31 protein-coding genes are annotated in these 25,597 nt (G+C 54.5%); 8 read left to right on the forward strand and 23 right to left on the reverse strand.

Annotation, left to right across the window (positions count from 1 at the left end; all coding sequences use genetic code 11):
• Positions 1 to 10: 10 nt before the first annotated feature.
• From MWU61_RS13895 to fabF, 15 genes are all read right to left on the reverse strand, one after another.
• Positions 11 to 634 carry a phage tail tape measure protein gene (locus MWU61_RS13895; RefSeq protein WP_247128977.1) on the reverse strand — a complete coding sequence of 208 codons (624 nt, stop codon included), beginning with the start codon at positions 632 to 634 and terminating at the stop codon, positions 11 to 13.
• Positions 627 to 830, reverse strand: coding sequence for a rcc01693 family protein (locus MWU61_RS13900; RefSeq protein ID WP_247129017.1), 204 nt, complete (start codon positions 828 to 830; stop codon positions 627 to 629). Before MWU61_RS13900 ends, MWU61_RS13895 begins: the two co-directional genes overlap by 8 nt.
• Positions 824 to 1,138: a gene transfer agent family protein gene (locus MWU61_RS13905; RefSeq protein WP_247128978.1), complete on the reverse strand. Its 315-nt coding sequence runs from the start codon at positions 1,136 to 1,138 to the stop codon at positions 824 to 826. The genes MWU61_RS13900 and MWU61_RS13905 overlap by 7 nt, the downstream gene beginning before the upstream one ends.
• A complete protein-coding gene (locus tag MWU61_RS13910; protein ID WP_247128979.1) occupies positions 1,138 to 1,554 on the reverse strand; it encodes a phage major tail protein, TP901-1 family in 417 nt (138 codons plus the stop codon). The genes MWU61_RS13905 and MWU61_RS13910 overlap by 1 nt, the downstream gene beginning before the upstream one ends.
• A gap of 20 nt (positions 1,555 to 1,574) precedes the next feature.
• A complete protein-coding gene (locus tag MWU61_RS13915) occupies positions 1,575 to 2,000 on the reverse strand; it encodes a DUF3168 domain-containing protein (RefSeq protein WP_247128980.1) in 426 nt (141 codons plus the stop codon).
• On the reverse strand, positions 1,997 to 2,335 hold the full coding sequence (locus tag MWU61_RS13920) for a head-tail adaptor protein (RefSeq protein ID WP_247128981.1): 339 nt from the start codon (positions 2,333 to 2,335) through the stop codon (positions 1,997 to 1,999). Before MWU61_RS13920 ends, MWU61_RS13915 begins: the two co-directional genes overlap by 4 nt.
• Complete coding sequence (locus MWU61_RS13925) at positions 2,332 to 2,925, reverse strand: hypothetical protein (protein WP_247128982.1); 594 nt, start codon at positions 2,923 to 2,925, stop codon at positions 2,332 to 2,334. The genes MWU61_RS13920 and MWU61_RS13925 overlap by 4 nt, the downstream gene beginning before the upstream one ends.
• 162 nt (positions 2,926 to 3,087) lie before the next feature.
• Positions 3,088 to 4,281 carry a phage major capsid protein gene (locus MWU61_RS13930; protein WP_247128983.1) on the reverse strand — a complete coding sequence of 398 codons (1,194 nt, stop codon included), beginning with the start codon at positions 4,279 to 4,281 and terminating at the stop codon, positions 3,088 to 3,090.
• Between the two features lie 46 nt (positions 4,282 to 4,327).
• Positions 4,328 to 4,870 carry an HK97 family phage prohead protease gene (locus tag MWU61_RS13935; RefSeq protein WP_247128984.1) on the reverse strand — a complete coding sequence of 181 codons (543 nt, stop codon included), beginning with the start codon at positions 4,868 to 4,870 and terminating at the stop codon, positions 4,328 to 4,330.
• A 12-nt stretch (positions 4,871 to 4,882) separates the two neighbouring features.
• Entirely contained in the window at positions 4,883 to 5,092 is a 210-nt protein-coding gene (locus MWU61_RS13940; protein ID WP_247128985.1) for a hypothetical protein, read from the reverse strand.
• Positions 5,082 to 6,278, reverse strand: coding sequence for a phage portal protein (locus MWU61_RS13945; protein WP_247128986.1), 1,197 nt, complete (start codon positions 6,276 to 6,278; stop codon positions 5,082 to 5,084). The genes MWU61_RS13940 and MWU61_RS13945 overlap by 11 nt, the downstream gene beginning before the upstream one ends.
• Positions 6,279 to 6,393: 115 nt before the next feature.
• Positions 6,394 to 7,701, reverse strand: a complete 1,308-nt coding sequence (locus MWU61_RS13950) for a terminase family protein (protein WP_247128987.1) — start codon at positions 7,699 to 7,701, stop codon at positions 6,394 to 6,396.
• Complete coding sequence (locus tag MWU61_RS13955) at positions 7,655 to 8,014, reverse strand: hypothetical protein (RefSeq protein ID WP_247128988.1); 360 nt, start codon at positions 8,012 to 8,014, stop codon at positions 7,655 to 7,657. The genes MWU61_RS13950 and MWU61_RS13955 overlap by 47 nt, the downstream gene beginning before the upstream one ends.
• 259 nt (positions 8,015 to 8,273) lie before the next feature.
• Positions 8,274 to 9,428, reverse strand: coding sequence for an endolytic transglycosylase MltG (gene mltG, locus MWU61_RS13960; protein ID WP_247128989.1), 1,155 nt, complete (start codon positions 9,426 to 9,428; stop codon positions 8,274 to 8,276).
• The gene (fabF, locus tag MWU61_RS13965; protein WP_247128990.1) at positions 9,429 to 10,688 is read right to left on the reverse strand and encodes a beta-ketoacyl-ACP synthase II; all 1,260 of its coding nucleotides are present in this window, start codon (positions 10,686 to 10,688) and stop codon (positions 9,429 to 9,431) included.
• A 151-nt stretch (positions 10,689 to 10,839) separates the two neighbouring features.
• Here fabF and MWU61_RS13970 point away from each other — a divergent pair, with 151 nt between their 5' ends.
• A complete protein-coding gene (locus MWU61_RS13970) occupies positions 10,840 to 11,757 on the forward strand; it encodes a hypothetical protein (protein ID WP_247128991.1) in 918 nt (305 codons plus the stop codon).
• A gap of 33 nt (positions 11,758 to 11,790) precedes the next feature.
• Here the strand turns inward: MWU61_RS13970 and MWU61_RS13975 are convergent, their stop codons facing one another.
• The 3 genes from MWU61_RS13975 to fabD form a co-directional block, all read right to left on the reverse strand.
• Positions 11,791 to 12,024 carry an acyl carrier protein gene (locus MWU61_RS13975; RefSeq protein WP_183528003.1) on the reverse strand — a complete coding sequence of 78 codons (234 nt, stop codon included), beginning with the start codon at positions 12,022 to 12,024 and terminating at the stop codon, positions 11,791 to 11,793.
• A 144-nt stretch (positions 12,025 to 12,168) separates the two neighbouring features.
• Positions 12,169 to 12,903, reverse strand: coding sequence for a 3-oxoacyl-[acyl-carrier-protein] reductase (gene fabG, locus MWU61_RS13980; protein ID WP_247128992.1), 735 nt, complete (start codon positions 12,901 to 12,903; stop codon positions 12,169 to 12,171).
• Positions 12,904 to 12,926: 23 nt separating this feature from the next.
• Entirely contained in the window at positions 12,927 to 13,862 is a 936-nt protein-coding gene (gene fabD / locus MWU61_RS13985) for an ACP S-malonyltransferase (RefSeq protein WP_247128993.1), read from the reverse strand.
• A gap of 192 nt (positions 13,863 to 14,054) precedes the next feature.
• Here fabD and MWU61_RS13990 point away from each other — a divergent pair, with 192 nt between their 5' ends.
• The gene (locus tag MWU61_RS13990; protein ID WP_247128994.1) at positions 14,055 to 15,242 is read left to right on the forward strand and encodes a cytochrome b/b6 domain-containing protein; all 1,188 of its coding nucleotides are present in this window, start codon (positions 14,055 to 14,057) and stop codon (positions 15,240 to 15,242) included.
• Positions 15,243 to 15,316: 74 nt separating this feature from the next.
• On the opposite strand, the gene MWU61_RS13995 is transcribed toward MWU61_RS13990, so the two are convergent.
• Positions 15,317 to 15,907, reverse strand: coding sequence for a YceI family protein (locus MWU61_RS13995; RefSeq protein ID WP_247128995.1), 591 nt, complete (start codon positions 15,905 to 15,907; stop codon positions 15,317 to 15,319).
• Between the two features lie 182 nt (positions 15,908 to 16,089).
• The gene (locus tag MWU61_RS14000; RefSeq protein ID WP_247128996.1) at positions 16,090 to 16,716 is read right to left on the reverse strand and encodes a hypothetical protein; all 627 of its coding nucleotides are present in this window, start codon (positions 16,714 to 16,716) and stop codon (positions 16,090 to 16,092) included.
• 288 nt (positions 16,717 to 17,004) lie between these two features.
• Between MWU61_RS14000 and rpsF the strand changes: the two genes are divergently transcribed.
• The 4 genes from rpsF to MWU61_RS14020 all read left to right on the forward strand — a co-directional run bounded on the left by rpsF (position 17,005) and on the right by MWU61_RS14020 (position 20,404).
• Positions 17,005 to 17,361: a 30S ribosomal protein S6 gene (gene rpsF / locus MWU61_RS14005; protein ID WP_247128997.1), complete on the forward strand. Its 357-nt coding sequence runs from the start codon at positions 17,005 to 17,007 to the stop codon at positions 17,359 to 17,361.
• Between the two features lie 24 nt (positions 17,362 to 17,385).
• Positions 17,386 to 17,613, forward strand: coding sequence for a 30S ribosomal protein S18 (gene rpsR, locus MWU61_RS14010; protein ID WP_055293050.1), 228 nt, complete (start codon positions 17,386 to 17,388; stop codon positions 17,611 to 17,613).
• Between the two features lie 12 nt (positions 17,614 to 17,625).
• Positions 17,626 to 18,234 carry a 50S ribosomal protein L9 gene (rplI, locus tag MWU61_RS14015; RefSeq protein ID WP_247128998.1) on the forward strand — a complete coding sequence of 203 codons (609 nt, stop codon included), beginning with the start codon at positions 17,626 to 17,628 and terminating at the stop codon, positions 18,232 to 18,234.
• Between the two features lie 211 nt (positions 18,235 to 18,445).
• Positions 18,446 to 20,404 (forward strand): bifunctional 2',3'-cyclic-nucleotide 2'-phosphodiesterase/3'-nucleotidase, encoded by a 1,959-nt coding sequence (locus tag MWU61_RS14020; RefSeq protein WP_247128999.1) that lies wholly within the window; start codon positions 18,446 to 18,448, stop codon positions 20,402 to 20,404.
• A 62-nt stretch (positions 20,405 to 20,466) separates the two neighbouring features.
• Here MWU61_RS14020 and MWU61_RS14025 read toward each other — a convergent pair whose 3' ends face one another.
• Positions 20,467 to 20,943 (reverse strand): hypothetical protein, encoded by a 477-nt coding sequence (locus MWU61_RS14025; protein ID WP_247129000.1) that lies wholly within the window; start codon positions 20,941 to 20,943, stop codon positions 20,467 to 20,469.
• 165 nt (positions 20,944 to 21,108) lie between these two features.
• The gene (tig, locus tag MWU61_RS14030; RefSeq protein WP_247129001.1) at positions 21,109 to 22,440 is read right to left on the reverse strand and encodes a trigger factor; all 1,332 of its coding nucleotides are present in this window, start codon (positions 22,438 to 22,440) and stop codon (positions 21,109 to 21,111) included.
• A gap of 329 nt (positions 22,441 to 22,769) precedes the next feature.
• Between tig and MWU61_RS14035 the strand changes: the two genes are divergently transcribed.
• Together MWU61_RS14035 and MWU61_RS14040 are read left to right on the forward strand one after the other, a co-directional pair.
• Entirely contained in the window at positions 22,770 to 23,942 is a 1,173-nt protein-coding gene (locus tag MWU61_RS14035) for a DUF262 domain-containing protein (RefSeq protein ID WP_247129002.1), read from the forward strand.
• Positions 23,939 to 24,562, forward strand: a complete 624-nt coding sequence (locus MWU61_RS14040) for a HEPN domain-containing protein (protein ID WP_247129003.1) — start codon at positions 23,939 to 23,941, stop codon at positions 24,560 to 24,562. The genes MWU61_RS14035 and MWU61_RS14040 overlap by 4 nt, the downstream gene beginning before the upstream one ends.
• Positions 24,563 to 24,637: 75 nt before the next feature.
• Here MWU61_RS14040 and MWU61_RS14045 read toward each other — a convergent pair whose 3' ends face one another.
• Complete coding sequence (locus MWU61_RS14045; RefSeq protein ID WP_247129004.1) at positions 24,638 to 25,444, reverse strand: site-specific integrase; 807 nt, start codon at positions 25,442 to 25,444, stop codon at positions 24,638 to 24,640.
• Positions 25,445 to 25,597: the final 153 nt, after the last annotated feature.

Here is a 25,597-nt window from a genome sequence, read left to right on the forward strand (position 1 = left end):
GTGGCTGCTCCTATCGGTTACGGTTGCCTTGCCCGATCGCACGGGCAACGCGGGCGGCGATCTGTCCTTGCGACCGTGCAAAGCCCGCCACATCAGGGGTCGAGATATTCATGTTGATGTTCACACCCCCGCCCCCCTGAGTACGCACACCAAGGCGGCCATCGGCACCGCGCGCCAATGGCATAATCGCCTCTGGCCCCGCTTCGCCCATCAGGCCCGTACCACCGCGCATCGGGAACGTGGTCGCGCCACTGACCACACCACCCAAGGCAAAAGGCATCACGCGGCCCTGCGAAAACGGCGCGCCATCCTTGAGGGGCATGACATTCGCGACCATCCCGCTGATCCCGTCGGCTATGGCGCTGCCAAAGCCATTGGCGACTGGTTTGATCGCAGCGGCATAGGCCGTATCAATCATATTGCGGGCAACCATGTTCAGCGCATCGCTGAGCTTCAGGCCGTCAAACGCCAAGCCGTCAAACGCCTTACGCAGCCCGTTCGAGAGACCACTATCAAGGTTCGTCGCTTCCTTGAACGTCTCGGCAAAGGCGACACGCATCTCGCGGATTTCAGCCGTCAGGCGGGCGGCATCATCCGCGGCCCCACCAAACGTATCATCGTCAAATTCATCCATCCTCAGATGTCCTTTTTGTATCCGGATAGGCTTGGGACAGCGCATCAAGTGCTGCCCGTCCCATCGGCGCCGATCCCGCATCAATTCCCAGCATCAGGCGAAATTCGGCAGGGGTGAGCCGCCAGAACTGATCAGGCCGCAACCCAAGACCGCGCACACCTGCGCGCAACAGCGCAGGCCAATCAAACTTCATGATCCACCGCCAAAGGCACGGGCCAGCAATTGGGCGGCAACCTTCGCCGCCGCCACAGGTCCATCGCCAATCTCGGCTGTCAGCAAATCCGTGCGGGTGCCGGTCCAGCCGCCACCGCGCAGACCAGCTACAATCAACGCCATCACGTCACGGCTGGCAAAAACGCCGCTTTCGAACCGCTGGACCAAAGCCACCAAAGTGTCTTCGCCCAGCGTGTCCTCAAGTTCGGCCAGCGCCCCAAGGGTCAGCTTGCAGACATGCGGAATACCATCCACCGTGATCGTGACCTCGCCAGCCCAAGGGTTCGCCATCAGGTCAACGCCGTGAAGGTGATCGCACCAGCGGACGCCATTGCCAGCTCGTAAGTCGCCTCGCCATTGTACGCGCCGGAATATTCCACGGACGTGATCTGGAACGGCCCCTCTACAGTGCCAAAATCCGGAATGATCACCTGAAAATAAGGTGTTTCCCCGTCAAAGAAAATCTGGCGCGCGCGTTCGTCGCTATCGGCGTCCTTGAAAACGCCAGAGCCTGAGATCGCGCAGGTCTTCACGCCTGCCCCCGCGAGCAATTCACGCCAGCCACCGGTGCTTTCCAGCGATGTGACGTCCACGCTTTCGGCGTTAAAGCTGATACGGGTCGCCCGCAGCCCTGCCACCGTCTGAAACGATCCGTCACCGGTCATGTCGATTTTGACCAATAGGTCCTTGCCATTTTGGGCCACCATAGGGTGTCCTCCTATATTTATCAGGGAGTTGCGGGTGCGCCGTCGCAAACACGAGCGCGGAACGTCAGATCAATTTGGCGGGCATCACCCGTGCGGGCACGAGTTGCGCGGGCCTTTGAAAACTGGAGATAGACCAATGCGCCGCGGGTTAGCGTCAGATCGGCATTGTGCAAGGCATCAGACACGGCCGCCGCCGCCTGTTTGGCGCGGGCAAAGCCAGACTTTTCAGACACAACGCGGATCACAAATTCATGCAAAGCACCCGATCCGGTCATATCGGACTGATCGCGCACCTGCTCTGGTCCCAATGCCAGGTACAATTCAGGCCGTGGCCCTGAAGGCACCGTGTCGTAAACCGCGTCGCCTACCAATGCTGTAACGGCAGGGTCCGTCGCCAAGGTCTCGAATATCGCAGTCTGCAACGCCGCGCTGACAGCATAGGTCATACGACAGCCTCCTCGACGGCAAAGCACGTCAGATAATGGGCACCACGATCGAACGGCGCGACCGCATCAATGCGAAAGGTTGATTGACCTTCGCGGAACCGCTGTCCCGCTTTAGGACGGGACGGCGCGCCAACGACAGCGGCACGTACAATCACACGCACAGTGTTTTTCGACAGCGTCGCAACCAAATCACCGCTTTGACGCCCGGTGCCGGATTTGACGTCCGCAAACAACGACCCCAGTGGCTGCCATGTCGTAACATAACCACCCGCACCATCATCCGTGCGGACGGGGTCTTCGAGGATCATCTGGTGGGTCAAACGTGGTAAGCTCATGCCCGACCTCCCATAAACAAACGGACATTACGGTGCGGGGCAATCAAGGCAGCAACGCCAAGGGGTATGTCACCCCCCTGTCCCGCATGCCGGAATTCGTAGAAATGGGCCGCCAACAGAAATGTGGCCTGCGCCAGATCTTCAGGCAGGTCCGACCATTCCGCGCCAAAGCCAGCCAGCATCCCGATACGGACAGACCCGTCTTGCGGCACAACGGCCAAAGGACCATCAACGCCAATCAAACGCGGACGATGGGTGTCCGGTGCAAGCGACCAGCTCGATATAGGGACCGTCGTTTCGATACCGTACCGGTCAATCAAGACAAATTCTGTAATGGCAGCAACTGGCGCAATCGGTAGCGGTTCGCGATAGACATCCCGCCACTGCGAAATGGTCCAGGCAAATTCACGCGAAATCAGGATTTTCCCGGTGCGCGCTTCAATCGCGGCAATGGCGGCCCTTAGATGGGTTTCCAACAATCCATCTTGCAAATCATCATCGGCAAAACCGGACCCCAGCCGCATGTGGTCTTTGAATTGGGCGACCGGAAGGGCCTCGGCGGGCACTGTGGTCTGTTCGACTAACATCATGGGAAACTCCGACTAATCCTGCGGTTTCGGCTTTGGTTGACCGGATGCACACCCACAACGCCGCTCGGACGGAAGGGAGCAGCTAGACGACGCTGCATAGATCGGACGTGCATCCGGGGTGGGACGGGCCGTGACAGACCGCCCCGTTTCACGACATCAGCCTTAGCTGGTCGCGAACTTCAGCAGCTTGATCGCGGCAAAGTCCGACACGGCACCGCCGACGCGCTTCGTGGCGTAGAACAGCACGTGTGGCTTGGCAGAGAAAGGATCACGCAACACACGCAGATCAGGGCGTTCCGCGACAGTGTAGCCCGTCGCGAAATCACCAAACGCGATGGCAAACGCATCACCGGCAATGTCCGGCATGTCTTCGGCGATCAGCACGGGGTAGCCCATCAAACGCGCAGGTTCGCCCGCAGCCAGACCATCAGACCACAAGAAGCGGCCATCATTGTCTTTCAGCTTGCGGATTGTGCCGGCCGTTTTTGAGTTCATCACGAAAGTGCCGTTTGCGCGGTACTGCGCACCCACGGCATAGACGAGATCCACAATCGGATCAGCGTTATCAATCCCACCAACGGAACCAGTGGGCACATAGCCAAGGTTGCCCCAAGCCCAAACATCATTGTCGACGGTTGGATAGGTCAGCAGACCCTTCGGCTTATCAACGCCATCGCCAGCAATGAACGCGTTGGCCTCAGACCGAGCGAACTTGTCCGCGATACGGCCGGCAAGCCAACCTTCGATGTCAAAGGCGGTGTCATCCAGCAAACGCTGTGACGCTTTGGGCAGCGCTGACAGTTCGTGCAGCGGGATCGTGATCCGGTCGATTTGCGGGCTATCGGTTTCTGTCAGCCCGCCCGTCTCGGTGGCCCAACCAGCACCCATGTCTGTATGGTCAACCAAGACGTCAAACGATGTGGCATCTACAGTCACAACTTGGGCAATCGCGCGGATAGACGCTGTCGCACTCAGCGTGCCCTTGATCGTGTCGGACGTTTGCGGATCCACCAGATATCCGCCGTCAGCAGCAACCGCCGTGTTCAGCGATTTGCCTTCAACGTCGAGGCCACGCAACCCGTCATCATCGCCAGAGCGCAAATAGGCAGCGAATGCCTTTTGATGTGGAGCATCCATTTCAGCGGATACGGCCAACGACGGGCGTGCAGCCATCAAGGTCTTTCGATCAAGCTTGTTCATGCGGTCTTCCTGTTTTTGAAGTTTGGCGCTGACGCCGTTGGAGAAATCTTTGAATTCAGCCACGAAGCCGCCCAAGGCAGCCCGCAACTCTTGGGCCGGCGACATGTCATCAGACATGCCTTTCCCGGCCCGGGACGCGTTCCCGGTTGTGGTCATCTTCCACTCCTTACGTGTTGATCAGTTGCAGCTTGCGCTGACGGCCCTAGACACGGGCGATAGTCAGGCGGGCATCCGTCAGGACAGCCGCCAGTTCGCGCAGGTCCGGCGCATCGGGATCATCCCCTTTTGCGCCCACCCGGGCATCGGGAAGCATGGGAAACGTCACAAGCGACACCTCCCACAGCTCAAGTTGGGACAGATGACGTTTGCCTTTGTCATCTTTGGTTGATTTCACTGTGCGGTATCCGATGGACAGACCGTCAATCGCACCAGCTTCAAGCAATGCGGCAGCTTCGCGGGCCTTGGCGACATCCGGTAACAATCGGCCTTTGACCCAAAGGCCCTTTGCATCCTCTCGCACTTCATCCCACACACCAATCGGCTGGGTCGGATCATGCTGCCAAAGCATCTTGATGGTGCGGCCTTTGGATTTCGAAAACCCCAGCGATTGCTGATAGGCGCCACAATCGACGACATCGCCTCCCTGATCCGTCAAACCAAACAACGACGCGTATCCGGAAATTTCGGTGCCGTCTTTGACCTTCACTTCAGGTCCAAGCTGACAGTATTTGTGTTCTAAATGCATGTTTCGTCCTTTTCAGAAGCCACGAATGGCTTGAACAATTTCAAGAACCAGCAGCCCAAAGGCACCGCAAGCAATCAGCAGAATTTGCCACTCTAATCTGGCGACCATGAACTCGATCCGGCCAAGGCGGACGTCCAACTGGGCAAACCAGAAATCAGAAACAGGTGGCGGGTGCGGTGCTTTCTTGGACCGCCCGTCGAGATCAACGATTTTACCCGTCATCGCTGACCTCCAATGCCGGAAGGCCTAGTAGACTTCGCTTTTCGGCTGCACTCAGGAAAGACGCATCAGCCACACGACGCCATTGTGCATCACGTTCAGCAGACAAGGCGGGGATTTGATCCAGATCGGGACGCACATCAATGCGTTCGCCTGTGAAATCCGACAACCAATCGGCGATCGCACTGGTAACGCGGGTGGCCAGCGGCAGCACAGTCAGGCGGTAAAATGCACGGTTCGCTTCTTGATAATTGGCATACGTGGCATCGCCAGGAATACCCAGCAACATCGGCGGCACACCATAAGCAATTGATATCTCGCGGGCGGCGGCCTCTTTCGTTTTTTGGAATTCCATATCGGACGGAGAGAACCCCATGGGTTTCCAATCAAGCCCGCCTTCCAGCAACATCGGTCGACCGGCATTGCGGGCACCTTGATGCTGACTTTCCATCTCATCGACCAATCGGGTGTATTGATCATTGGTCAATTGGGCCTGCCCTTCAGCACCCTTGTAGATAATCGCCCCTGAAGGTCGAGCGGCGTTATCAAGCAGTGCCTTCGACCACCGCGACGCGGCATTATGCACATCCACAGCATTGGCTGCCGCCTGCATGGCAGAAAACCCATAATGGTCATCTTGCGGGTGGAAGCTTTTGATATGACAAACCGTGGACAGACCTTCCGTCACCGGAAAACGAACCTTCCGACCGCCAAGATTATACTCATACGCGACAGGCCAACCGGTCTTACCTGGGATCAGGCTCATCCGATCAGATCGCAACACATGCATCTCGGCAGGCAGCCCTTCATCCGCGACGGCCTCAAGATATCCATTCCCCGTCAGCAAAATCTGGGCGAACAACGCTTCAAACAATTCGGCGCGGCCTTGCGACATATTCGGTCGGCCTAGTAATTCCTGCACCGGGTGGACATCGTAACGACGCAAACGATCTTGGACGACCAACGGCAACGCGGCCGCAGCCTCAGAGATTATCTTCACGGCCCGAAACCCAATCGGATTGGCGTTAAATCCATTGCGCGTCAGCGAAACCGTATCACGCGGAGACCAAGCCACACGGCCCGATGATTGCATCGCAACGACAGGTCCGGTAGCTGACGCCTTCGCGGCGGGGGCCGCTTGCGCTGCAGCCTCTTTGCTGCCCGATGCCCGGTTGAGAAATTCAAACATTCGCGTCTCCTTGAAGTATGCGTCGGACTGAACCGTCGTTCGCTGCTATGAAAACAATATGCGGTACAGTTCTTGAGAAGGATAAAACGGCCCGTCCGGTGGGCCGCGCAACACCCTAGCCCAACGTGCGGACACGCGGGGCGCGCCAGCCGTATGCGGGATCAATCACCAGATCACGCAAAGCCCAGACCAGCGCATCCACACGGTCGGGCGACCCTGACCCGACAAACCCTTGATGGGTCATCAAACACATCTGGTCCTCTAAAGCGCCAAGCCCCCGCACATGCGACACACGTCCCTGTTCATACAAAGCGGCGACGGGTTCAGCGCGGGCAGCTTTGCCTTTATGCGCCCTGACCGCGTGATACGGCACCAACGGGTCAATGCCCTGAATGATCGTCTTGACCATGTCCCCGCCTTGATTGACCTCGGCCACCAATCGTTGGGCGTCGAAACGATCCACGGCGGCAATTGCCATCTTGGCCCATTCGGTAGGGGATTCCGTATGCACTGTCAGATCAGCCAGCACGTAAGCCTTCCATGTATGCACCGGTCCCTGCGTCACAGCACCGGCCACAATAATCCCGCAGGCGTCAGAATTCCCCTTGTGCGTGACAGGCGGGTCAACCGCGACGACAATCCGATCCATTTCAGGCAAATCATCTATCACTGCCTCGACTATCATCTCAGTCGTCCACATCGCGCCCTCAGCATCGGCCAGCAGCACACCTTCCAGCTCTTGGCGACCCAAACGCGTGCCTGCATAGCGGGATTGGACCTCTTCCAGAAATCCTTCAGCCAAATTCGCGGCATTCGCTTCGGTCGGAGCATGTGTGACCACTGTACTGGGGCGTTCCAATATCCCCTTCAACACAGGCACATTGCGGGGGGTCGTCGTGACACAGGCTTGCGGGCAATCCCCTAACCGCAAAGAAAACTGCAGCATGTCCCACGCATCTTCGCCGTTCTTCCACTTCGCAACCTCATCCGCCCACAGCGCATCAAACTGCGGACCGCGCAAAGCATCAGGGTCATGGGCGGAAAACACATGCGCGGTGGCACCATTGGGCCATTCCAGCATCTTGCGACCGGCAATCCACTTCGGCTTGCGATCTGGCGGAGATACGGCGAGGATACCGCTCTCACCAAAGATCATCACTTCACGGGTCTGATCCACGGTCTCGCCTACAACGGCAATGCGTCGGGCGCGGCCCGCAGCCGTAGGGGTCGGACCTTCGGCAATGCTACGGATCCATTCAGCACCAGCACGGGTTTTGCCAGCACCGCGACCGCCCATGATCACCCACGTCCGCCAGTCACCAGCTGGTGGGCGCTGATGCGGCATGGCCCAGAAATCAAATAGGTAAGGAAGCGCTTCAATCTGATCCGGCGTCAGGCTTTCCAGAAACGTCCTTTGGACCAATTGAGGCCCGCAAGCGATCCAGTTCGCGCCCGATGGTATCCCTTGCGTCGTCGTAATCGATGCCGGTGTCGGCGTCTGGTGATCCGTACTTTTCATGGAATACCTCTTCTGCGCGCAGCACCATCAGATGCGTCGATTGGAGTTCGTTGATTTTGGTCATCATTTGCTTGGTCGACGCGTCCGCTGCCGGACCGGCTTCGTCTAACCACCTCGCCAACAAAATGCGCATTTCCGAAAATAGATCGGCGATCTGAGAAATGCGTAGTCGCGCTGCCTCTTCCCTATCGGGGTCTGGGTTGTCTTGTTTTTTCATGCTGCTAATGCCTGTCGGAGACTTCCGTACAGTCGAGAAACCACCCCACACACAACGTCCAAACTGTGAGAGAAAACTCTGGGGATGGTCTACTAGCCTGCATCCAAAGTAGCGAAATCGGACACGTCAGGTCAATGTTGAGGCCATGGGCAGCGAGCGGGCAAATTAACAAATCCTTTCGCCCATGCAAAAGGGCCAAACGCCTTTAAACGTTTGGCCCTCGTGACAAGAAATCAAATTTCAACCTAAGGTTGTTGCGTCAGTTCGCTGCTCGCTCAGCCTCAATTTCACGCCACCGCGCAACGTTACTATTGTGGTCATCCAAATTGGTCGCAAAAGCGTGGCCACCGGTGCCGTCAGCAACAAAAAAGATAAACTCGGTTGTGTCAGGATTCAGTGCCGCTTCGATGCTAGCACGCCCCGGATTGGCAATTGGCGTGGGTGGTAAAGCAGGGATCACATAGGTGTTCCATGGCGTCTCACGACGCAATTCGCTTTGACGCAAACCACGGCCCAATACGCCCTGCCCTTCGGTAATGCCGTAGATCACGGTCGGGTCAGTTTGCAGACGCATGCCGCGGTTCAGGCGGTTGGTAAACACGCTGGCAACTTGACGGCGTTCTTCCGCGACACCCGTTTCTTTTTCTACGATACTGGCCAAGATCAGCGCTTCTTCAGGGCTGTTCAACGGCAAGTCATCAGCACGGTTCGCCCATGCGTCCGCAAGAATACGGGTCTGGCTTTCGGTCATGCGGTCGATGATTGACGCGACCGGATCACCAGGGCTGAATTCATAACTGTCAGGTGCCAATGACCCTTCAGCAGGCAAATCAGCGTAATCTTCGCCGAGCAAATCAAGACCGTTCAGCGCATCGACGACCTGCCAGCTTGTCACGCCTTCCGCGATCAAGGCACGGTAGCGTGTATCGGCCTCTTCTTTCACTTCGGTATAAGCCGCGGGCGTTTCTTCTTCGGCTGGATTGAAACGAGCAATTTCAGCGTAGCGGTTAGTCGACGGGTCAAGCTCGCGGACCTGAATGGTCGTGCGGGTCACACCAACACGGTACACAACTTCTGTCCCGCAGGTGCTTTGACCGCCACGGGTGATCTGATCAATGATCTGCTCCATCGACGCACCCGCTTCGACCAAGAATGACCCTGCCTTCAACTGGCTGGCCTTCTCGGAATAATCAGCACCGATGCGGAAAATAGTCGGAGACGAAACAGCACCCTGTTCGTCCAGCGTATTGCTGACGATACGCATATTGGACCCGCTTTCAACGCGCAGGCAGATCGCTTGGCTCAGCGGACCAGGGGCAGAATACTGCCCTGATCCCCAAACAATCGCACCACCAATAAGAAACAACAGAACAATGAACAAAGTCAGCGCGTTAGACGCAATGTGTCGCCACATTTAGGAAACCTTCCCAAAGATCACGCTGGCGTTTGTGCCACCGAAACCAAAGCTATTGGACAAAGCGATATCGATCTTGCGCTCGCGTTTTGCGTTTGGCGCCAAATCAACAGGCGTTTCAACGGCTGGGTTATCCAAATTGATCGTTGGCGGCGCGACCTGATCACGGATCGCAAGGATCGAGAAAATCGCTTCAATTGCGCCAGCAGCCCCCAGCAGGTGACCTGTCGCTGACTTTGTCGACGACATGGTCACTTTGGATGCGTGATCTTCCAACAGCCGCTCAACAGCGCCCAATTCAATGGTATCGGCCATTGTCGACGTGCCGTGTGCGTTGATGTAATCCAGATCAACTGGCGTCAGGCCAGCATCTTCCAGCGCCATCCGCATAGACCGTTCACCGCCTTCTCCGCTCTCGGATGGAGCCGTGATGTGGTACGCGTCACCTGACAGACCATACCCCAGCACTTCGGCATAGATCGTGGCACCACGTGCAACAGCATGCTCGTATTCTTCCAGAACAACGGCACCAGCGCCTTCGCCCATCACAAACCCATCACGATCTGCATCGTAAGGACGGGACGCGGCTTTGGGGTCATCCGCGCGTTTTGTGGACAACGCCTTGCACGCGTTGAAGCCAGCAATACCAACTTCGCAAATGGCAGCTTCAGCACCACCCGCAACCATCACGTCAGCATTGCCGTACTTGATCAAACGGGCCGCATCGCCAATCGCGTGGGCACCGGTTGAACAGGCCGTCACAACAGAATGGTTCGGGCCTTTAAAGCCATACTTGATAGAAACTTGGCCGGAAATCAGGTTGATCAGCGCACCGGGAATAAAGAAAGGTGACACGCGACGCGGGCCCTTTTCCTTGATCATCACTGCGGTGTCAGAAATGGACTTCAACCCACCGATGCCGGACCCGATCAGCACACCTGTGCGGTTGCGATCATGATCGTCAGCAGGCACCCATCCTGAATCCTCGACAGCTTGCTGTGCTGCCGCAATCCCGAACAGGATGAATTCATCAACCTTACGGGCATCCTTTGGCGCCATGTAGGTATCAGCATTGAATGTGCCATCAGACCCATCGCCCAACGGCACTTCACATGCGTAGGTCGTGGCCAATGCACTCGCATCAAAACTAGTAATCGGACCAGCGCCCGATTGACCATCCAATAGCCGAGACCAAGTAGCTTCAACGCCATCGGCCAACGGGGTGACGAGCCCCAATCCAGTCACAACAACACGACGCATGAACTGCCCTCACCTCTTCGCGTGGTTTTTCAAGCCTCTCTTACCCCACAGCCGCCCAAAGGAGCAAGGGGAGCAGGCAATTTCACCGGGCGTTAACCGATCTATGCCAATGAAGGTCCTGAAAAGCGTATAGGTAGAAAACGTGCGTCACTTGTTAGCACTCATACTGATCATGTCGGTAGCACCATGCGTGTTACCCGCGGCGGTCGATTGCAGTGCGGTAAATCGTATCGAACGGATCAAGACCACCATTGGGCACCTTCGCGCGGATCCGGTTAGCGAAAGCGCGCCATACAACCAAATCATTCTGATTAATGATCTTGCGGCGCTCAGCACACGTGTCGCGACGCTTGCGCTCGCGGATCACACCGATCGGACTGATACCAATCGCCTGATTGCACTGGTCAACATGGCGCAAAGATCTGTCGAAGGCATCTCAGAAAAATCAATCGGCCAGTTTGCCCTGTCATTGCGGACAGACCGCTGGTCAGCTGTGCTCAGGGAAGCGACGATCGCGCTGAGCCATATGCCTTGTGGCACGATTAACGGACAATTGCCCGGTGATGCGGAAGGCCGGGAAATCGACGGGAAAACAGTCGACCGCAAAGAAATCACCGTCAAAGAACCTCTTGTCGAAAAACCCGTACAAACTGCCTTTCTGTCGATCCTGATGATCGTGGGTATCGTCTTTGCCGGCAGACAAGTCATTGCATGGATGCGCATGCGCGCGCGTCTAAAAAAACGCCAATCAAAACGGTTCGCCACGCAGATCGACAGTCATCTGGCCATAGATAAAAACGTCCACGAAGCCGAAGTGCTTGATCTTAACTGCCATGGTGCAAAGGTCCGGTATTGGCACACATCCACCGTCGCGATTGATCAAGACGCTGGCATTTTCCTTGCAGGCGCTTGGCGGATGGGGGCGATCGCTTGGTCAAACAAACTATATTGCGGCGTTCGTTTCGATGCGCCCTTGCCGATCCCGTTGGTACGCGACCTTGCCGACGTCAGCGAAACTGACGGCCTAGGACGCATCATCCCTAAAAAAGAAAAAGCGGCCTCTGCGTGAAGCAGGGCCGCTCTTTACGTCATTTAGGACGAATTACTGTGCTGCAGAGATAAACTTAACAGCGTCGCCGAATGACTGGATAGTCTCGGCAGCATCGTCAGGAATTTCGATGCCGAATTCTTCTTCAAAAGCCATAACCAGCTCAACAGTGTCGAGGCTGTCTGCGCCCAGATCGTCGATGAAGGATGCACCTTCAACTACTTTGTCTTCTTCTACACCAAGATGCTCTACAACAATCTTGCGTACGCGGTCTGCGACGTCGCTCATGGACTAATCCTCACGTTCTGTTGGGTCTTTGACCCGGTTTTGGACGTTAGTTACCCAACGTCCTTTCTTGATCTGCGTGGCCTATAACAGAGAATTTCTGCGAGGCAAACATTTTCAACACCCCACCGGACGATGGGGCGTGGATCACAACATGGCCATGCCACCGTTCACATGCAAGGTCGTGCCCGTCATATATCCGGCCTCATTGCTGGCAAGGTACAGCACCGCTGCGCCGATTTCCGCCGGATCGCCCATGCGACCTGCTGGTACATTGTTCAAAATACCTGATTTTTGGTCGTCGGTCAGCTTTTCTGTCATCGGCGTAGTGATGAATCCCGGTGCGATGCAATTGACGGTGATGCCGCGGCTCGCGACTTCGTAAGCGATGGATTTGGACATACCAACCATGCCGGCCTTGGACGCGGCATAGTTCGCCTGCCCCGGATTTCCGGTCGCGCCAACGACGCTCGAGATGTTGATGATTCTACCCCAGCGGGATTTCATCATGCCACGGATCGCGCCCTTACACAGACGCATCGTGGACGTCAGGTTGACCTCTAGGACAGATGACCATTCTTCTTCGGACATTCGCATGAAGATGTTGTCGCGTGTGATGCCAGCATTGTTAACGAGGATATCAATCGACCCCATCGCCTCAACCGCTTGTTTTGGCAGGGCATTTACCGCGTCCGCATCGCTCAGGTTACATGGCAGCACATGCGCGCGTTCCAGTTCAGCAGCCAATGCTTCAAGCGGCTCAACCCGTGTGCCTGACAACGCTACAGTCGCCCCAGCATCGTGCAGCGCGTGGGCAATCGCCCCACCAATGCCGCCAGACGCACCTGTCAAAAGTACATTTTTCCCAGTCAGATCAAACATCTTCGATCCCTTCTTAATCTATTTTATGAAAGTGAGGCAGCAGCGGCTGCGACGTCTTCTGGCGTGCCGACATTGCGCGACGCGATCTCTTTGTTGATGCGGCGGATCATACCGGACAGGGCCTTGCCCGACCCGATTTCCCAAGCCTGATCAACGCCTTGATCGCCCATCCACAATACGCTTTCGCGCCAGCGCACGGAACCTGTGACCTGATCCACAAGCAATTTGCGGATTTGATCCGGGTCAGTCACCGCTTCTGCCACGACATTCGCCACAACCGGCACCGCTGGTGCGTTGATCGTTGTGTCCGCCAAAGCGGCGGCCATTTTATCGGCGGCTGGCCCCATCAATGCGCAGTGGAATGGCGCGGAAACTGGCAAGAGCATTGCGCGTTTTGCGCCCTTCTCTTTTGCGATTTCAACGGCGCGTTCAACGGCAGCTTTATGTCCAGAAACAACGACTTGGCTCGGATCATTGTCATTTGCGGCCTGACATACTTCACCCTGCGCCGCTTCTTCCGCCACGGCTTGTGCCGTCGCGAAATCCAAACCGAGCAATGCGGCCATCGCGCCAACACCTACAGGTACGGCTTCTTGCATCGCGGCACCGCGCAGGCGCAACAGTTTCGCAGTGTCGGAAATCGATAGCGCACCGGCTGCGGCCAAGGCAGAATATTCGCCCAGCGAATGACCTGCCACAAAATCAGCCGCAGAGATCGTAACACCTTCTGATTCCAACGCTTTCATCGCCGCAAGCGACGTGGCCATCAACGCAGGTTGCGCGTTCTTGGTCAGGGTCAAATCAGCAATATCGCCGGTCCAGATCAGGTCTGACAGCTTTTCCCCCAAGGCGTCATCCACCTCGGCGAAAACCTGTGCCGCCGCTGGATATGCATCGGCCAAAGCCTTACCCATCCCAATGGCTTGCGCCCCTTGTCCCGGAAATACAAATGCCCGCATCTTGCGCGTCCCCACTTTGTTAAACTCTTTCCCTTGCAATAGCCTGACGACGCCCTGCACACAAGGAAAGCCGCCCTGTGATACGCGTGCACAACCCGTGCACAAGGCGTGCACAGGCGTTGTGCGATTATCGGCCTGCCGCAGACACCCTGTTCGTCGTAAATTGGGTGCGTATCGACCAAGGATTTAACCATGTCACATCCCACCACCTACCATACCGTCACGAAGTCTTTTCATTGGCTAACCGCGCTTTTGATCCTTGCGATCATCCCGCTTGGCGTCATTGCAAACGGCCTGCCTTTTGAAACGAGCGATCAATTGGCCACCAAAGCATTCGTGTTTTCACTTCACAAGACGCTCGGGGTCGCGGTCTTTTTCACAGCCCTGCTCCGCATTTTATGGGCCGTCACCCAAGACAAGCCCGGACCGCTTCATCCGGAACGCAAAGCCGAAACGCTTCTGGCCGAAGTCATCCATTGGGTGCTCTACATTTCCCTTGTCGCTGTTCCGCTGACCGGTTGGATCGAACATGCTGCGACAACAGGTTTTGCCCCGATCTGGTGGCCATTCGGTCAATCGCTGTTCTTCGTCCCAAAGTCCGAAGCACTGTCCCACACCTTTGCGGGCCTGCACTGGATGTTTGGTAAATTGATGGTGGCATCCATCTTGCTGCATATTGCGGGCGCATTGAAACATCAGATTGTCGATAAAGACGCCACGCTGCGCCGGATGTGGTTTGGTAAAGGCGATGCACCCACAGTCGCGCCACATGTGACCAAAGCGGCACCGCCGTTGATCGCGGTGATCGCGTTTGTCGCTGCAGGATTTGCCGCATACGGGCTGGGCTTTCTTGAAAAGCACGACGGACCAGCGGTTGAATCTGCCGCGCTGGAAGCGGTCGCATCCGAATGGGCTGTGCAAGAGGGCGAGATCGCCATCACAATATCGCAGTTTGGTAGCGCCGTGACTGGCAATTTCGCTGACTGGACGTCTGACATCAGCTTTGACCCTGCGCCCGCGGACGTCATGGGCAATGTCACGACTGTGATTTCAATCGGGTCTTTGACGCTTGGCTCTGTCACGGCGGATGCGATGAAACCAGATTACTTCGACGTCGAGGCGCATCCCACTGCGACCTTCACTGCTGATATCAAACCTAACGGTGACAGCTATATCGCAGACGGTAGCGTCACGATCAAAGGCACGACGGTTCCTGTGCAAATGCCATTTGATCTGGTGATTGACGGAGAGACCGCCACAATGACTGGCGGGCTGACGTTAGACCGGCAGGCCTTCAACGTGGGCGAAAGCCAATCGGATGCCGCGTCTTTGGGATTTGATGTTGAAGTCGCCATCGCACTGACAGCCACGCGCAACTAACGCGCCATCCCCCAGAAACACAAAAGGGCCGCGCATCACTGCGCGGCCCTTTCTATTTTTAACCAAGTGGCAGATTACTGTGCAGCAACCGCTTCGATAGAAATTGCCAGCGGGATTTCGTTCGGAATGAATGGCGCGAACATACCCAAGTTATAATCCGAGCGGTTCAGCGTCACTGTCGCGTCCAGACCAATGGCCTTGCTGCCTTGGTACGGTGGGAATGGATATTCTTCCGTCTGCGCATTCAGAACAGTTTCAAGAACAACAGACTGTGTCACGCCGTTCAGTGTCAGATCGCCTGTGATGTTCGCGGTCGCGTCGCCTGTCACTTCGATGGATGTGGATTCGAATGTCACGTCAGGGAATTCGCCAAGCTTGAAGAAATCGCCGGACTGCAGGAAGTGACCTGACCGCGCGTCCCAGCCTGTGATCATGGATTCGGCAGGGAATGTGACGGAAACGGTAGATGCAGCTGGGTCTTCAGCGTCAAACATGATGTCGCCGCCAAAACCGGAGAACATGCCGTAAGTTGTCGAGAAACCAGCGTGGTTATAAGAGAAAACAATCTGGCTGTGGCTTTCGTTCAAAGCGTAAGCTTCTGGGGCAGCAGCAGCAGCGGTTGCGAATGGGGCGGCCAATACGGCGGCAAGTACGATATTTTTCATCGGGTAGCTCCTAGGTGTGGTCAATGCCGGTCGTGGTGCATTTGATAACCTGTAAATTGCAAAGCTTCCCTGCCCACTCAATTCTGCATTTTTGAACATGACGTGTGGATAAAAGAAAAACGCGACTCATCCGCTGGAAGGATCGCGCCTAAATGTCAGTTATTTGAGCGGCTTAGGGGGAATCAAGCGGCGTCTTTGAACGCGTCGATGTCGGCTTTGCGTTTTGCGATCGCGTTGGCACCTACGATCACGTCTCGGCTGATGCGGTCATGAAGGGTGGACAACGCCCCTTCGCGGCCAGTCGCGACTTCAACACTTTCGGATGAATTGCGATAAAGGAGGACAAGACTGGCTGGGCCTTTCTTAGCGCTTGGTTCCAGCACAACTTTGCCAATGGAATCGAAGCTGTAGCAGGCCAGCAAGGACATGCGGCCCGTGTGGTTACGGATGACTTCGCGGATTTCACCGCGTGCGTTGTCGATTTGAATTTCAGAGATTGTTCCGCGGCTTGCGTACCACAGCAGCATTGCGGAAGCGGCCACAAACACGATCGTTGAGAACAGGCGCATCATCAATGCGTCCACGCTGAACAACATGCCGGGAATAATCCACATACCAAGGGCCGCAGCCAAAAGGGCAGCACCAGCAAGCAAGCTGAGCGACTGGGTGAAGATCATGCTGTGGCCCGTGTCGTTCGTCGAACGAACAATGTAACCCCAATGGGTTTCTTCTGTGCAAAATCCGTCGCGTGGCAAATCACACGGCGTTGGTGCGTGCATCTTGGATGTGCTTATTGTTGCATCTGACATTGTTGCGTTCTCCCCTCGCTTACCGGTCCAAGTGACGATCAGATCAGGGCAAGATCAGGGCAACACCGAGGCAAAACACGAAAAAGCGTGAATAATCCGTTAACGCGCCCAAATCCCGTGGTTTTTATCGCTGAAACGGGTCTCATCGTGACTTGCAATGCGATGCGTCGGCTGTATAAGGCACCGTCCGCTGCAACGTATATGAACTGCGCAGTCTCTCGTGATTGGGGTGCGGTGGACCTGAGATGCCCCTCTCTATGAAATGCGCTGAACATGAATGGAGATCGCATGCCGCTATATGAGCATGTTATGATTGCGCGTCAGGATTTGTCCGCCACGCAAGCAGAAAGCCTGATTGAACACTTCGGTACTGTTCTGTCCGATAACGGTGGTAAACTGTTGGAGAACGAATACTGGGGCGTCAAAACAATGGCGTACAAAATCAACAAGAACCGTAAAGGCCACTACGCCTTCTTGCGCACAGATGCACCTGCACCTGCTGTACAAGAAATGGAGCGTCTGATGCGCCTGCACGAAGACGTGATGCGCGTTTTGACCATCAAGGTCGATCAGCACGCTGAAGGTCCTTCAGTTCAAATGCAAAAACGTGACGAGCGGGACCGCGGTCCACGTGAACGTCGCTAATCGGATCAGGAAAGGACATTAATCATGGCTACTAAACCATTTTTCCGTCGTCGTAAGTCTGATCCGTTTGAGGGCGAAAACGCGCCTAAGATCGACTATAAAGACACTCGCCTTTTGCAGCGCTACATCTCTGAGCGCGGTAAAATTGTTCCAGCCCGTATCACAGCTGTTGGTGCCAAGAACCAGCGTGCGCTCGCTCGTGCGATCAAACGCGCGCGTTTCCTTGCCCTGCTGCCATACGCTGTAAAGTAAGGAGACTACACAATGGATGTTATCCTACTTGAGCGCGTCGCAAAGCTTGGCCAAATGGGCGAAGTTGTGTCTGTGAAGCAAGGTTACGCACGTAACTACCTGCTGCCACAAGGCAAAGCACTGCGCGTGAATGCTGCCAACATGGCACGTTTCGAAGCTGAAAAAGCACAACTCGAAGCACGCAACTTGGAAACAAAAAAAGAAGCAGAATCATTGGCTGAAAAGCTTGATGGTCAGTCCTTCATCATCATCCGGTCTGCGTCTGACGCAGGTTCGCTTTACGGTTCTGTTACACCACGTGACATTTCCGAAGCTGCGGATGCTGAAGGTTTCACTATCGACAAGCGTCAGGTTGTTCTGGCCGCTGGTATCAAGGATCTTGGTCTGCACACTGCAACCGTGAACCTGCACCCAGAAGTTGCTGCTGAAGTCACGCTGAACGTTGCACGTTCCGCTGAAGAAGCAGAACTGCAAGCGGCTGGTAAGTCGATCCAAGAACTGGCAGCTGAAGAAGAAGCAGCAGCTGAATTCGAGATCAACGAACTGTTCGACGATATCGGTGGCGCGCAAATGGACGACGACGGCGACGAGGCACCTGCCCCGCGTTCCGACGACGACTAAGTCGCACTGCGATGAATTTGAAAAGGCCGTAGCGCAAGCTGCGGCCTTTTTTGTTGCGGTGTGATTGTCACCGAAACCGGCACTGCACCTCTTAAAAACAAGGCATTTCCTGAACCTACCGCCACGTCATCAGATTTGGGTGCAGATTTTTCACCCTGTCGTGGAATTTCTGTTACGTTCATCCTCTTTAGTGGGAAAAAAAGGGGAAACCATGACACTTACAATGAATCGTCGCGGCTTTTTGGCTGGGACTGCTGGTCTTATCGCCATGCATCCATTCTCTGCCAGTGCAGCTAGCAATCAGGCCCATTTGCGCCTGATGGAAACCACAGATTTGCACGTCCACGTCTTTCCGTACGACTATTATGCAGACAAGCCGGTCGATACGGTTGGTCTTGCGCGCACCGCATCTATCATCGGTGAAGTCCGGGCCGAATCCACGAATTCACTGCTGATCGACAACGGTGATTTCCTGCAAGGTAACCCGATGGGCGACTACATCGCCTATGAGCGCGGCATGAAAGACGGAGACATGCATCCCGTCATCACTGCGATGAACACGCTGGGCTTTGATGCGTCCACATTGGGCAACCACGAATTCAACTACGGCATCAGCTTTTTGATGAAAGCGCTTGCCGGTGCCGACTTCCCCGTCGTCAGCGCGAACGTCGTCAAAGAAATGGGCGCGACCCCACGCGAAGATACCACGTTGATCAAGCCATACGTGATCATGGACAAGATGATCACCGACGGGAACGGCGACAGCCACCCGATCAAAATCGGCATGATCGGCTTTGTTCCACCACAGATCATGAACTGGGACCGCAAGCATCTTGAAGGCAACGTGCAGACCCGCGACATCGTCGCGACCGCCAAAGCCTACGTGCCGCAAATGCGCGAAGAAGGTTGCGATATCATCGTGGCGCTTTGCCATTCAGGTATCGGGTCTGCGAACGCAGAAGACGGCATGGAAAACGCAGCGATTCCTTTGGCTGCTGTTGATGGCATCGACGCAATTCTGACCGGCCACAGTCACCTTGTCTTCCCATCATCCAAATACGCAGATCTTGATGGTCTCGACGTTGAAAAAGGCACGATTTCAGGCAAGCCGGGCGTTATGGGTGGGTTCTGGGGCAGCCACATGGGTCTGGTTGATCTGCTGCTCGAACGCGACGGCAACGGCTGGCGTATTCTGTCGCACACATCCGAGGCCCGACCGATTTCACAACGCAACGAAGATCGCAGCGTGACAGCCTTGGTTGAAAGCGACGAAACTGTACTGGCTTCCGTGCAGCAGGACCACGACGATACGCTCGCCTACGTGCGGCGCGCCGTTGGCAAAACTGACGCGGCATTGCACAGCTACTTTGCCTTGGTTGCAGATGATCCGTCGGTGCAAATCGTGTCCAACGCACAGCTTTGGTACATCAAAGACCAGATGGTCGGCACCGATTACGAAGGCTTGCCTATCCTATCTGCGGCAGCACCATTCAAAGCTGGTGGTCGTGGCGGTCCGGAATACTACACCGACGTGCCTGTGGGCGACGTGGCGATCAAGAACGTGGCCGATCTGTACCTCTATCCGAACACCGTCCGCGCTGTGAAGGTGACGGGTGCGCAGGTCAAAGACTGGCTGGAACGCTCTGCGGGTATGTTCAATCAGGTTGAAGCTGGCGCATCCGATGCGACCCTGCTGAACCCGGACTTCCCGAGCTACAACTTTGATGTGATGGACGGCGTCGCATACCAAATCGACCTGTCGCAACCATCTAAGTTTGACCGTGACGGCGCTGTTGTGAATGCAGATGCGAACCGCATCGTAAACCTCACGTTCGAAGGCCAACCTGTTGATCCGGCACAAGAGTTCATCATTGCGACGAACAACTACCGCGCCTCTGGTGGCGGCAGCTTCCCTGGTGCCGATGGCAGCACGGTGATCTTTGAAGGTCCCGACACCAACCGCGACGTCATCGTGCGTTACATCGTGGACAAAGGCACGGTCAGCCCTGCCGCCGACGCAAACTGGTCGTTTGCAGGCATGGACGACACGACGGTTCTGTTTGAAACGGGCCCAGCGGGTGCAGCTTATGCGGCCGACGTTCCGGGTGTGTCGATTGAAGAAGCAGGTACAAGCGACACAGGCTTCGCCCTGTTCCGCATCACACTTTGATCTAAAAACGACGAAGGGCCGCAGGTATCACTGCGGCCCTTTTCAAAACTCTCTAGCTTCGCTTAGCGCGCGAAGGTTTCCATCCGCAGCTGCGCATTACAATATTCGCCATCGTAGGTTCCCATCCAAACGTCGATGCGACCGTCAACTGGGCGCGTCAGGACGATTTTCGGGTCAAGATTACCGTTGTCGTCATCGTCATAATACCAATTCGCGGACGACGTGTTGATCAGCAGAGCAGAATCACATTCGCTAACAGCGCTGACCACCAAACGCAGACCGGACATGCCCGACAGGGTGAACGAAAAATCTGGCTGGGAAGTAAAGTACCCTGCCCCTTGATCCGTACCCGGACGCACGTTCGAACAATTCCAAACGTAGTTTTCGCCACCAGCCACAACGCTGAATGTCTTCGGCGACCGCAACTGCGCGCCAGAGGCGGAATAAGCCTCTGCAGCCTGCATGTTGAAGTTAGGGCACGCAACTGCGCTTGAACCAAAACCAAGGGCAGCAATCGCCGCCAGAATAACTGTCTTCATAAATTCGTCTCCTCGAAAGCAATGATCAAACGATAGACGACAAACGTTAAGCTGAGAACCACCTACGTTTCGAAAATAAGTCATGGTTTCCATACCTTACGGGTCTGAAACGAAAAAAGGCGCCCCGAACTGGGACGCCTTTTCCAATTGATTTCAAGCTGGGATTTACTCTTCTTCGAGCTTCTCAACTGCAGCCTGCAATTCGTCTTTGCTGACTTCTTTTTCAGTGACTGTCGCTGCTTCAAAGATGTGATCGACAACTTTGTCTTCAAACATTGGTGCCTGAAGCTGCTGACGGAACTGTGCGTTCTGCTGAACAAATTCGAAGAACTGCTTTTCCTGACCCGGGTACTGACGCGCCTGGTTCATGATCGCTTGTGTCATTTCAGAATCAGACACTTGAACCTGTGCTTTTTGACCGATTTCAGCCAACAGCAGACCCAGTTTCACGCGACGACCAGCGAGCGCTTTGTGCTCGTCAGTTGCTTCGATTTCAGGGTGATCGTGGCCCTGAACGTCTGGGTTTTCTTCGTGCCACAGCTGGTGTGCGATTTGGTTCGCTTCAGCCGTTACGAGTGATTCTGGCAGTTCGAAATCTACAACGCCGTCCAACTGGTCAAGCAATGCACGCTTTGTGACCGCACGGGACGCACCAGCGTATTCAGCTTCAAGACGCTCTGTAATCTGTGCTTTCAGACCATCAAGGTCTTCTGCGCCGAACTGCTTTGCCATCTCGTCGTTGATCTCAGCAGCTTTTGGTTCTTTGACTGCTTTGATTTTGCATTCGAACACAGCAGCTTTACCAGCAAGGTGTGCGGCTTGGTAATCTTCAGGGAAAGACACTTCGACGTCTTTCTCTTCGCCAGCTTTCACGCCAACCAGACCTTCTTCAAAGCCCGGGATGAAAGAGTTGGACCCAAGAACCAGTGGGTAATCTTCAGCAGCACCACCTTCAAAGGCTTCGCCGTCTACTTTACCCAAGAAGTCGAATACAACTTGGTCGCCGTCTTTGGCTTTAGAGCCTTTTTTGCGATCTTCGAAGTTTTGCGCATTGGATGCGAGGTTATCCAAGGCTTCTTTCACAGATTCGTCGTCTGCTTTGACAACCATACGCTCGAGTTTGATCTTGGAGAAATCAGTCTCAGGCACGTCTGGCAGTTTTTCGTAGGAAACGTTGACGTTAACGTCGTCGCCTTCTTTCCAGTCTTTGTCCGCCATAACCATTGCTGGCTGTGCAGCAGGACGATCACCGGATTTTTCCATGTGCTCGGACATTGCGCCATCGATGGCTTCTTGCATCGCTTCGCCCATAACGCGCTGACCAAACTGCTTGCGCAGCATTGGCATAGGGACTTTCCCTTTACGGAAACCCTTCATTTCAACTTCAGGCTGGGCTTCTTTCAGCTTTTCTTCGACTTTAGCGTCAAGTTCAGCGGCAGTGACCGTGATCGCGTAACCGCGCTTCAGTCCTTCGTTCAGGGTCTCTGTGACCTGCATGGAATGTCCTTCATCTTCAAAACTTTGGTGCGGGTGAAGGGCACAAAGTTTATTTTGGTTTTTCAACAGCTTACGCATGTCGAGTGTAATTATGTGGGAATCGTAAAATCGCCGGACGCGATCAATCCCTGCGGGTTCCTATAACAAACAGCCCATGGGGCACAAGACACAACACACATACACGGAATGGCGACAATAAGCCCCTAACGTCATCCAAACTGATTGGCGCTTCATTTACACCTCTAACGTGGTCGCGAGTGGTCTGGTACCTTTCTAACCGAGCTGTTACGTTTTTTGGTAAATGTAATATCTCGAGATGGAGTTCTATCGTGAACGACGACCTTTTCCGCGATGAGGAATTCGAAATTCAAGGTCTGGCCGAGAATGAAGACGACATATCGGTAAGCGCCATTCAGTTTTCTAACCTTATTGTCGCACCAGCGGACTGGACTGTTGGAACGATTTTTAGCCAAATTGGTAAGCAAATTGACCTCGATCCTGAGTTTCAAAGACGTGATGTCTGGTCTCCGAGCTCGAAAACTAAGTTTATAGAATCGCTGTTTTTGGGTATCCCGATTCCGCAAATCTTGTTGTCGGTGAAAGCCGACAAAAAGGGCTCTTACATCGTCCTTGACGGCAAGCAGCGGCTGTTAACAATATGGGAGTTCTTGAGCGGGGAAATGCTTGATGGGAAACCCTTTAAACTTAAGGGCCTCCGAATTCTTAAAGAACTTGAAGGCTTAACTTGGGCGGAAATCAAATTGCTACCTGACTGGGAGGACCAGTTGCTTAACGAGACCGTGCGGACCACAATTGTCAAGAATTGGGACTCTCAAGAAGTCCTCTATGAAATTTTCTATCGATTAAATTCGGGTTCTGTTCAGCTTTCTCCGATGGAATTGCGGATGGCTCTATATCCCGGTCAATTTCTGAAGTGGGTGGTCAATTGGACGGAAACGATAGGCCCACTGCATCAGTTGCTACGCAAGCGCCGCGCAGACAAGCGTATGGCAGATGTGGAACTTGTTGTACGGCACTTATCATTTTCATTAAGCCCGCGAGAATACAATGGGGACCTGAAGAAGTATTTGGATGAATTCTGTGACTATGCAAATACCAATTTTGAAAACCTAGAAGCAACTTTGAAAAATGAAGTGGCGCGGATGGATCTTGCGATTTCTCTGGGTATGGAAATTTTTCCAGATAACACGTTTTGTCGAAAATATATTCATTTCGAATATGAAAGCCGGTTTAATCGGGCGTTATTCGATGTTTTGGTCGGCTCGCTTTCTGATGTTGAATTCTATCATTACGCCAATGGGCATAGGGTGGAGGTTAAACAATCGTTCGAGAACTTGTGCGACAACAACAAAGATTTCATTCGATCTGTTGAAACATCTACCAAGAATGTCGAGCCTACATTAACTCGCTATCGAGCTTGGTATGACGAAGTTCGCGAGCTTTCGGGTATTGAAATTGAGCTTCCCAGTATACGCAAATGAACTCACCAACTCCTTTCTACGTTGCCATGAAGGACAGTCTGAGAGATGCATCAAAACTGGTTGCACGTGATGATCGCATAGAGTGTAAGTCACACCTCCAACATCTCAAGCTGCAAGGCTATATCTTGATTTCACACTCCATCTTTGAAGAGTATTTGGAGAATTTGTGTAGGGAGGCTGCAAGAACAGCAAAGAAGGTGTTTGTTGACGATGAAATCATCACTAAAGCATTGGTCGCGTTGATCTCTACGAGTGTGGTCGGAAAAATATCGGACAGAGCGGCGAAAAAAGTCTCGGAAGATCTCTCTAACAACCTCACATTGTTCTCGACGGAAGCAATCAACACCTACTTCCATACGATAAGTGCAAATCACGGGATTAAATCTTCGGATCAAAAGAACTTGCTTTTGCCAATTGGCATCGATTTAGCTGCCCTCGATATTGGGCTTTCGCAAAACCTTAATTCTTTCGGCAGCCAGCGCGGGTCAGTAGCGCATTCATTTAAGCTTGAAAGGGAGGACACACTGAGTGCTGTTCAGTCGCAAATCGATAACATCGTTCGGGACTTAGAGGTACTTGATATTGAGGCTTGTTCAGTCTGCGCAGGCCCGCCTAGTTAGCTGGAATGTGAGGTCTATCGACCAATAATTGTCCAGCCTACCGACCGCCGATATATCGACGGACATCCTGAACAACTAGTTCAACTTCGCTGCAATGTCTGAAACATCCGCCTTATAATATGTATTCAGCAACATGTTCAGATTGCGATGCCCCGTGACCTTGGCCAACTCCAACGGTTCAAGCTTCTTGGAAAGTTTTACGGTACCGACACGACGGCTATCGTGGAACCGCAGATCGTCTATAACTGCCCGTGCCCGCACCTTGCGCCAAAGCGCATCTAAGGAAGCAGCCTGCAAACCAAACACGAGATTGCCAGTTTTCGGTAGCGCTTCCAATAGCCCAACAGCTTCAGACGAAAGTGGCACATCACGCGGGTGACCATTTTTTGTCATTGGTAAATGCAAATAACGATCATCTAGAAAAACGCGGTCCCATCGCAAGCCGGTAACTTCACCCGCGCGCATCGCTGTTTCACACGCAAACAGAAACGCATGAAAGGCACGCGCTGTGGCGTTAGTCAAATCAGTACCGGCTGCCAACTGCAACCTCTCCAGTTCTGCCGGTGTGACTGTTCGAGTGCGCGGCGGTGGCTTGCGTGGCGATCTAACATCGTCAACAGGGTTTTGACGGATCATTCCCCACTCTTTGCGTGCCACGTTTAGCACAGACGACATCAATCCCATCTCACGCGCCACTGATGCCGGTGCTACCTCGCGCAAACGCCGATCTCGCCAATCCGCGATATCTTCTGATGTCAAATCGCGCATCATCATCGCCCCAATTCTATCGCGACCCATTTTGGCCAGCCGCAACGCCTCCCACCGATGGCCACGATTGTTCACAGACACTTCCCGCCCGTAGCGCTCAAAGGCTACAGACAATCTCGTATTTCCTTTAACAGCCTCTTGGACCTGTCGCGCTTTCGTGCCGCCCCAAGTGCTCGTTTATGCCGCTTTCCGTTCGAAAGCGACGGGGCTTTTCCAGCCCAGTGCTGAGTGTCGGCGGCGCGGATTGTAGAAGCCATTGATATATTC

The sequence above is a fragment of the Loktanella sp. F6476L genome, from assembly GCF_023015725.1.
Classification (GTDB): Bacteria; Pseudomonadota; Alphaproteobacteria; order Rhodobacterales; family Rhodobacteraceae; genus Yoonia.

Bases quoted from the DNA above. Each gene is read 5' to 3' on its own strand.
- MWU61_RS13905 (WP_247128978.1), bottom strand. From the start codon at position 1,138: ATGGCGAACCCTTGGGCTGGCGAGGTCACGATCACGGTGGATGGTATT.
- rpsF (WP_247128997.1), top strand. From the start codon at position 17,005: ATGCCGCTATATGAGCATGTTATGATTGCGCGTCAGGATTTGTCCGCC.
- MWU61_RS13895 (WP_247128977.1), bottom strand. From the start codon at position 634: ATGGATGAATTTGACGATGATACGTTTGGTGGGGCCGCGGATGATGCC.
- MWU61_RS13915 (WP_247128980.1), bottom strand. From the start codon at position 2,000: ATGACCTATGCTGTCAGCGCGGCGTTGCAGACTGCGATATTCGAGACC.
- mltG (WP_247128989.1), bottom strand. From the start codon at position 9,428: ATGTGGCGACACATTGCGTCTAACGCGCTGACTTTGTTCATTGTTCTG.
- MWU61_RS14000 (WP_247128996.1), bottom strand. From the start codon at position 16,716: ATGTCAGATGCAACAATAAGCACATCCAAGATGCACGCACCAACGCCG.
- fabG (WP_247128992.1), bottom strand. From the start codon at position 12,903: ATGTTTGATCTGACTGGGAAAAATGTACTTTTGACAGGTGCGTCTGGC.
- fabF (WP_247128990.1), bottom strand. From the start codon at position 10,688: ATGCGTCGTGTTGTTGTGACTGGATTGGGGCTCGTCACCCCGTTGGCC.
- tig (WP_247129001.1), bottom strand. From the start codon at position 22,440: ATGCAGGTCACAGAGACCCTGAACGAAGGACTGAAGCGCGGTTACGCG.
- MWU61_RS13940 (WP_247128985.1), bottom strand. From the start codon at position 5,092: ATGACGGGTAAAATCGTTGATCTCGACGGGCGGTCCAAGAAAGCACCG.
- MWU61_RS13920 (WP_247128981.1), bottom strand. From the start codon at position 2,335: ATGAGCTTACCACGTTTGACCCACCAGATGATCCTCGAAGACCCCGTC.
- MWU61_RS13945 (WP_247128986.1), bottom strand. From the start codon at position 6,278: ATGTTTGAATTTCTCAACCGGGCATCGGGCAGCAAAGAGGCTGCAGCG.
- MWU61_RS13935 (WP_247128984.1), bottom strand. From the start codon at position 4,870: ATGCATTTAGAACACAAATACTGTCAGCTTGGACCTGAAGTGAAGGTC.
- MWU61_RS13955 (WP_247128988.1), bottom strand. From the start codon at position 8,014: ATGAAAAAACAAGACAACCCAGACCCCGATAGGGAAGAGGCAGCGCGA.
- rplI (WP_247128998.1), top strand. From the start codon at position 17,626: ATGGATGTTATCCTACTTGAGCGCGTCGCAAAGCTTGGCCAAATGGGC.
- MWU61_RS13930 (WP_247128983.1), bottom strand. From the start codon at position 4,281: ATGACCACAACCGGGAACGCGTCCCGGGCCGGGAAAGGCATGTCTGAT.
- fabD (WP_247128993.1), bottom strand. From the start codon at position 13,862: ATGCGGGCATTTGTATTTCCGGGACAAGGGGCGCAAGCCATTGGGATG.
- MWU61_RS13995 (WP_247128995.1), bottom strand. From the start codon at position 15,907: ATGAAAAATATCGTACTTGCCGCCGTATTGGCCGCCCCATTCGCAACC.
- MWU61_RS13925 (WP_247128982.1), bottom strand. From the start codon at position 2,925: ATGATGTTAGTCGAACAGACCACAGTGCCCGCCGAGGCCCTTCCGGTC.
- rpsR (WP_055293050.1), top strand. From the start codon at position 17,386: ATGGCTACTAAACCATTTTTCCGTCGTCGTAAGTCTGATCCGTTTGAG.
- MWU61_RS14025 (WP_247129000.1), bottom strand. From the start codon at position 20,943: ATGAAGACAGTTATTCTGGCGGCGATTGCTGCCCTTGGTTTTGGTTCA.
- MWU61_RS13910 (WP_247128979.1), bottom strand. From the start codon at position 1,554: ATGGTGGCCCAAAATGGCAAGGACCTATTGGTCAAAATCGACATGACC.
- MWU61_RS13990 (WP_247128994.1), top strand. From the start codon at position 14,055: ATGTCACATCCCACCACCTACCATACCGTCACGAAGTCTTTTCATTGG.
- MWU61_RS14020 (WP_247128999.1), top strand. From the start codon at position 18,446: ATGACACTTACAATGAATCGTCGCGGCTTTTTGGCTGGGACTGCTGGT.
- MWU61_RS14040 (WP_247129003.1), top strand. From the start codon at position 23,939: ATGAACTCACCAACTCCTTTCTACGTTGCCATGAAGGACAGTCTGAGA.
- MWU61_RS13975 (WP_183528003.1), bottom strand. From the start codon at position 12,024: ATGAGCGACGTCGCAGACCGCGTACGCAAGATTGTTGTAGAGCATCTT.